Here is a 1,431-nt window from a genome sequence, read left to right on the forward strand (position 1 = left end):
AGTGGGCGTTCTGCACGCTTTTGCCGGGTCTCAACTTGGGTTGATCTTTGGGGTGGTCGGTGGGGCGGGCTGGGGAAGGACGAACAGGCCGGGATCGGGCTCGGTGAGAACACCCCGTTCCACCAGGCGTTTCAGTTTGGCCCGCATGTTCTCGACGTGCCGGGGTTCGGTGCCGGTGCCCAGTGCCTGGCAGGCGTCCTTGGCGTGCAGTCCGTTCCCGTCCCGGGTGAACACGGCCAGCACCTCCCGATACCCCGGCGGTAGCGGCGTGGCCGGTGCGGTGTCGTTCTCGGCGGCCAGTTCCAGCACCGTCTCCCGTGTGATCTCCAGCCGTTCCAGGGCCTGTTCGGTGGCGGTGAGCCGCTCGGTGAGTCGGGCGATCTCTTCCCGCAGCTCCTCGACAGTCCGCCCGACGCGGGCCCGCCGGGCCTCGATCTGTTCCAGCACCTCCCGCACCGACACCCCGACTTTCTTCCCCCGGACCCGCCGGTCAGACCGGAGGGTCCCGCCAGGTCGGGGTGGCCGCCCCGGTCAGCCGGCGGGCCATCACCTCCACCATCGACCAGTGGATCATCGCCACCGCGCTGGCCGGTTTCGCCTCGTAGTCCCGGGCCAGCCGCCGGTGCAGCATCAACGTGCCCAGGGTCTGCTCGACCCTCCACCGCTTCGGTAGCACCGTGAACCCCCGCGTCCCGGGCTGCCGACCGACGATCTCCACGTCGATCCCCAGACCGGCGCCGTGGGTGACCACCTGCTGTTTGAACCCGGCGTCCACCCACGCCTTGCGCACCGGCGGCGCGGCGGCGGCGACCCGGTCGAGCAGGGCGGTGCCGATGGTGTTGTCGTGCACGCTGGCCGCGACCACGACCACGGCGATGAGCAGTCCCAGCGTGTCGACGGCGATCCCGCGTTTACGGCCCGGGCTGCGTTTCCCCGGGTCCAGGCCGGTCGTGTCCTTCGGGGCGTTGGTGGAGGAGCGGACCGTCTGGGAGTCCAGCACGACCGCGCTCGGGTCGGCTTTCCTGCGATGGTGCTCACGAACCAGCCAACGCAGCAGGTCGTGGATCGTCTCGGTCGTGCCGTCATCGCGCCACCGGCCGAAGTAGTAGTACACCGCCGACGTCGGGGGCAGGTCGTGGGGCAGGTAGCGCCACTGGCAGCCGGTCCGGGCCTGGTAGAGGACCGCGTTGACGATCTCCCGCATGTCGTAACCCCCCTCGTGCCCGCTGGCCGAGGGATGGCGGGCTTTCCATGCGGTGAGGACCGGGCAGATCAGTTCCCACGCCTCATCGGACAGGTCACTGGGGTAGGGCTTGCGTTCTGCCATGTCTTCCAGCAGAACGCACCAGCCGCCGACCGCAAGACGATCAGCCCCACACCCAAAAGATCAACTCAAGCTGAGGCCCGGCAAAAGCGTACAGAACGCCCACT

The 1,431-nt window shown here is 69.0% G+C and carries 2 protein-coding genes; both read right to left on the bottom strand.

All coding sequences use genetic code 11. From position 1 onward, the window contains the following. Positions 1 to 30: 30 nt before the first annotated feature. Positions 31 to 456 (bottom strand): hypothetical protein, encoded by a 426-nt coding sequence (locus tag FMEAI12_RS10980; protein ID WP_112105933.1) that lies wholly within the window; start codon positions 454 to 456, stop codon positions 31 to 33. Positions 457 to 490: 34 nt separating this feature from the next. Further along, positions 491 to 1,327, bottom strand: a complete 837-nt coding sequence (locus FMEAI12_RS10985; RefSeq protein WP_112105932.1) for an IS5 family transposase — start codon at positions 1,325 to 1,327, stop codon at positions 491 to 493. Positions 1,328 to 1,431: the final 104 nt, after the last annotated feature.

Origin of the sequence: Parafrankia sp. Ea1.12 (genome assembly GCF_900465275.1) — a bacterium.
In the GTDB taxonomy this organism is placed as follows: Bacteria; Actinomycetota; Actinomycetes; order Frankiales; family Frankiaceae; genus Parafrankia; species Parafrankia soli.